This is a genomic window from Nocardia salmonicida NBRC 13393 (assembly GCF_001613085.1).
Lineage (GTDB): Bacteria > Actinomycetota > Actinomycetes > Mycobacteriales > Mycobacteriaceae > Nocardia > Nocardia salmonicida.
Genome location: NZ_BDBR01000084.1, coordinates 1 through 4,226, shown reverse-complemented (window position 1 = coordinate 4,226; position 4,226 = coordinate 1). Strand labels below are relative to the sequence as shown.

The following is a 4,226-nucleotide window of genomic DNA, read 5'->3' as shown; positions in this document are numbered from 1 at the left end:
GGCGGGGGCGTCTTCCCCGATGACGTGGTCGGCGCCGCGGGCTGCGGGGCGGCGGGCTGCGGCGGGGTGGCCGCCTGCTGCTGGGTTTCGGCGTACTCGTCCAGCTGGACGGCGGAGGTCTCCGCGGTGACCGGGTCGTCGTACGGGTCGGCGAAATTGGCCGAAACCGGTTGCATGAAGACGGGTTTCAGTGCGCTGGGCGGTTGCTGCCACGGGCCGAACCAGGCGGCGGTGGCATCCTCGGGGCTAACGTCGAAATCGTGGTCGGGCTCGTCGAAGGCATTGAAGCCACCGGCGGGCAACGCGTCGACCCGCACCGCGTCGGCCTGCAGCGCAGGTTGCTCGTCGGGCAGCGCGCCGTCGAAGAGAACCTGCAGATTCTGGCGCAGCAGGGTCAACTCGGCGCGCAACGCGGCGATTTCGGAGGAGTCGGCGCCGACTTCGGCACGCACTCTCGCCTCGACACCCATCTCGTACTCACGGCGCGCGTTGATCTCACGCTCGAGCTGCAACTCGTACACCGTCTGCAGATCGCGCACCTTCGCCTTGTCGACCGCCGCGTCCTTGCGGTAGCGGGTGGCCGCGAGCGCGCCGATCACCGCTGCCCACAGGGCTGCTACCAGGCCGATCCTGACGTACTGGACGTTTTCGCTGAAGATCAGGAAAACACTGGCCGTCAGACCGAGCAGGATGAGGAAACCGACGAAGAATTTTCCCGCGTCGTCCCGCCGTCGTCGGGGCGCCGTGCTGCGGGAGGGTGAAACCATGAGGGCCAGGGTAGCCGGAATCGGCTGGTCGGCCCACCAAAGGTGGCGGTGATTCCATTCGCAAGTTGCTATGTAGTAGCGGGGTCGTCGTGCGGGTCCTCGGGCGCCCGGCAGCAATACTCCAGCCACAAAGCCGCAGCAACCAGGGTCGAACCGGCCAGCAGACCCACTACCGCGCCCGGCGAATCGGCAGCGGCGGCGGTCACGGTGCCGCGCTGTGGGAAAACCCACAGCAAGAAACCGAGCCACACCCCGGCGGCCAGCGAACCCACCTGCAACGACGCCTTGGCCAATGCCACGCCCCTGGCGACGTTGATCGGGTGCATCTGGCCCGAGCCGTCGCCGATCTGCTCATCGGCGATCTTGGCCTTGATCGCGAAGCCGAGCGCCGCCTCGATCGCGGCGACCGGCAGCAGCGAGGCACCGGCGGCCACCGAGATCGACGGGAAGCTGGAATAGGCGAACCGGGTGGCGACCCAGGCCACCGCGGCGGCCACCACCACGTTCAGCGCGAGGTCGAGTACCCGGGTGGGTTTCAGCACGGGCGGGCGCTTTCGTCGCGCAGCACCAGATCGGTGACGAGCACGCCGTCCTTCTCGGACCGGTCGAGTCCGGCGAGCAACTCCGCGATCGGCTGGGCGACGCCGTCGACGAGCAGGTGCGCGGACGGTTCGACGGCCAGCCACGGGATGAGCACGAAGGCCCGATTGTGGGCCTGCGGGTGCGGGAGGATCAGCGTGGGGTCGGTGGCGCGGGCGATCGCGGCGCCGGTGTCGTCGGTGCACTGGACCACGTCGACATCGAGGGTGCGCGCGCCCCAGCGGATCTCGCGCACTCGGCCCGCCGACTGCTCGAGCTGCTGACCGAACCGCAGCCAGGCGTAGTCATCGAAGGCCGGGTCTTCCGCTACGACAACAGCATTGAGGTAATCGTCTTGGTCGACGCCGCCCCACGGCGCGGTGGTGTACACCGGCGAGACCGCCACGACCCGCTCCCCCAGCGCGTCGAGGACGCTGCGCAGATGCGCGAGCCGATCGCCCAGATTCGAGCCGATCGAGAGCACCGCGCGAGTCATCGCCGCGACCCGGGGACCACCGTGCGATACCGGGTGGCCACCACGCGCACGTCGGCGAACGTGTGCGGGATCGGCGCCGAGGGCTTGTGCACGACCACCTCCACCGCCTCGATCCGCGGGTCGGCCATCACGTCGTCGGCGATCTCGGAGACCACGGTCTCGATCAGATTGCGCGGCGGACCGGTCACGATGCGAACGGCACGCTCGGCGAGCGCGCCGTAGTCGACCGTGTCGGCGAGGTCGTCGGACGCGGCGGCCGCGGCGAAATCGACCCATACCGTCAGGTCGACGACGAACTCCTGGCCGTCACGACGCTCGAAATCGAACACACCGTGCCTGCCGAACGCGGTCAGCCCGAGCAGCTCGATCCGCGACGACGCGGACCTGCCTGCGGGCGGCGGCAGCAGGGGCAGGTTCATCGATGGACTCCTCGGGCGGCGATGGCACGGGCTTCGGCGGCTCGACGCCAGGCATCGGCGACGGCGATGGCGTCCAGGGAGGCACGGACGTCGTGGACGCGCACACCCCAGGCGCCGTTGGTGGCGGCCAGGGCGGACAACGTCGCGGTGGCGGTTTCTCGGCCGTCAGGGGGCCGGGGGCCGGAATCGTCGGCGAGCAGGGCGCCGAGGAAGCGTTTGCGGGAGGCGCCGATCAGGATCGGGAAGCCGCCCGCCGCCAGTTCCGGCAGGGCGGCCAGGAGTTCCCAGTTGTGTTCGGCGTTCTTGGCGAAACCGAGGCCGGGGTCGAGGATCAGCCGGTCCGGGGTCACCCCGGCGGCGACAGCCAGTTCGACCTGGGCGTCGAGTTCGGCGCGGACCTCGGCGACCACGTCGTCGTAGTGGTCGGCGGGGCCGGTGTGCCGGTAGTCGGCGCCGGCCCGCCAGTGCATGAGAATCCACGGCACATCGGCTTCGGCGACGACCTTCACCATGTTCGGGTCGGCGCGGCCGCCGGAGACGTCGTTGACCACCGAGACGCCCGCCTCCAGCGCCGCCTCGGCGACCTCGGCGCGCATGGTGTCGACGCTGGTCGGCACGCCCGCGGCGACCAGCCCGCGGATCACCGGGGTGACGCGAGCGACCTCGGCGGCGGGATCGACGCGGTCGGCGCCCGGCCTGGTGGATTCACCACCCACATCGACGATGTCAGCGCCTGCCTCGTACAACTCGACACCGTGCGCGATCGCGAGTTCGGGATCGAGGTAGCGACCGCCGTCGGAGAAGGAATCAGCGGTCACGTTGACCACACCCATGACCACACACGAACGGTGGTCGCGGGCGGTCACCAGTGGCTCGCTCATTTGCGAAGGATCAGGTCCAGCGCCTCGGATCGCGAGGCGGCATCGGTCTGCAGCTGGCCGCGCACCGCCGAGGTGGTGGTGCTGGCGCCCGGCTTGCGGATCCCCCTCATGGCCATGCACAGGTGCTCGGCCTCGATCACCACGATCGCCCCGCGCGGATCCAGCCTGCGCATCACCGCGTCGGCGATCTGGCTGGTCAGCCGCTCCTGGACCTGCGGGCGCTTGGCGTAGAGGTCGACGACGCGGGCCAGCTTCGACAGCCCCGTCACCCGGCCGTGCGAGCCGGGGATGTAGCCCACGTGCGCGACGCCGTGGAACGAGACCAGGTGATGCTCACAGGTGGAGAACATCGGGATGTCGCGGACCAGCACGAGTTCCTGGTGGCCCTCGTCGAACGTGGTCGCCAGTACCGCGTCGGGCTCGGTGTAGAGCCCGGCGAACATCTCCCGGTACGCGCGCGCCACCCGTGCGGGCGTATCGAGCAGACCGGGGCGGTCCGGGTCCTCACCCACTGCGATCAGCAGCTCACGCACCGCGTTCTCCGCGCGCTGCTGATCGAACGGCAAACCGGTCGCCAGCGCCGTCAGCACCGACGGACTCGTAGCACCCAGCTCACCTGCCGGATCGAGATCCTGCTTGTTGGCCGACAACTTCTCCGCACCTCCGTGATATTTGCGGCTGGCGCCGCGGTTCTCGGCCCTGTTCACCACGTCCGTCCCTGGCGAACCGGGACGCACCGCTGAAAACCTCGAGTGCGGGCCGAGAACCTGTGTCGACGCCGGTAATCGTCCGGCATTCGACGTTCGAGCGTAGTTGGCCACCGGTCAGTGGCGGCCGTTCGGCCCTTCCCAGTCTTTGTTCTCCGGATCGGCGTCACGCGCGGGCGGCTGCGGCTGGACGCCCCACGGCTGGAAGCCGTCGCCGGCGTGCCGCGGCTGCTGCTCGGGTCGACCCCAGGCACTGCCCTGATCCTGTGACGGTTGGGGCTGCTGCTGCGGCTGCTGAGGCTGCTGCTGCGGTGGCTGCTGCTGCTCGTCGCGCGGCGGCCAGCCGGGAGCCGACCAACCCGCCGGTGCACCGTAAT

Annotated in this window: 7 protein-coding genes; all 7 read right to left on the bottom strand. The window is 69.9% G+C overall.

The annotated features are described in order from the left end of the window. Positions 1-767 (bottom strand): DUF6779 domain-containing protein (locus tag NS1_RS38335; protein WP_062992628.1); only part of this gene is annotated, 767 nt, incomplete at its 3' end. Between the two features lie 68 nt (positions 768-835). Continuing rightward, complete coding sequence (locus NS1_RS38330; protein WP_062992626.1) at positions 836-1,309, bottom strand: DUF3180 domain-containing protein; 474 nt, start codon at positions 1,307-1,309, stop codon at positions 836-838. Next, positions 1,303-1,842: a 2-amino-4-hydroxy-6-hydroxymethyldihydropteridine diphosphokinase gene (folK, locus tag NS1_RS38325; protein ID WP_062992624.1), complete on the bottom strand. Its 540-nt coding sequence runs from the start codon at positions 1,840-1,842 to the stop codon at positions 1,303-1,305. Before folK ends, NS1_RS38330 begins: the two co-directional genes overlap by 7 nt. Continuing rightward, positions 1,839-2,261, bottom strand: coding sequence for a dihydroneopterin aldolase (gene folB / locus NS1_RS38320; RefSeq protein ID WP_062992622.1), 423 nt, complete (start codon positions 2,259-2,261; stop codon positions 1,839-1,841). The genes folK and folB overlap by 4 nt, the downstream gene beginning before the upstream one ends. After that, complete coding sequence (gene folP / locus NS1_RS38315; RefSeq protein WP_062992620.1) at positions 2,258-3,142, bottom strand: dihydropteroate synthase; 885 nt, start codon at positions 3,140-3,142, stop codon at positions 2,258-2,260. Before folP ends, folB begins: the two co-directional genes overlap by 4 nt. Continuing rightward, positions 3,139-3,753 (bottom strand): GTP cyclohydrolase I FolE, encoded by a 615-nt coding sequence (gene folE / locus NS1_RS38310; RefSeq protein WP_056819380.1) that lies wholly within the window; start codon positions 3,751-3,753, stop codon positions 3,139-3,141. Before folE ends, folP begins: the two co-directional genes overlap by 4 nt. A gap of 213 nt (positions 3,754-3,966) precedes the next feature. After that, positions 3,967-4,226, bottom strand: a 260-nt coding sequence (locus NS1_RS41120) for a hypothetical protein (RefSeq protein ID WP_373864390.1), incomplete at its 5' end; no start/stop codon positions are given.

What these genes read in the sequence shown, in the direction of transcription:
- folK (WP_062992624.1), bottom strand. Translation starts at nt 1,842, where the DNA reads ATGACTCGCGCGGTGCTCTCGATCGGCTCGAATCTGGGCGATCGGCTC.
- folP (WP_062992620.1), bottom strand. Translation starts at nt 3,142, where the DNA reads ATGAGCGAGCCACTGGTGACCGCCCGCGACCACCGTTCGTGTGTGGTC.
- folB (WP_062992622.1), bottom strand. Translation starts at nt 2,261, where the DNA reads ATGAACCTGCCCCTGCTGCCGCCGCCCGCAGGCAGGTCCGCGTCGTCG.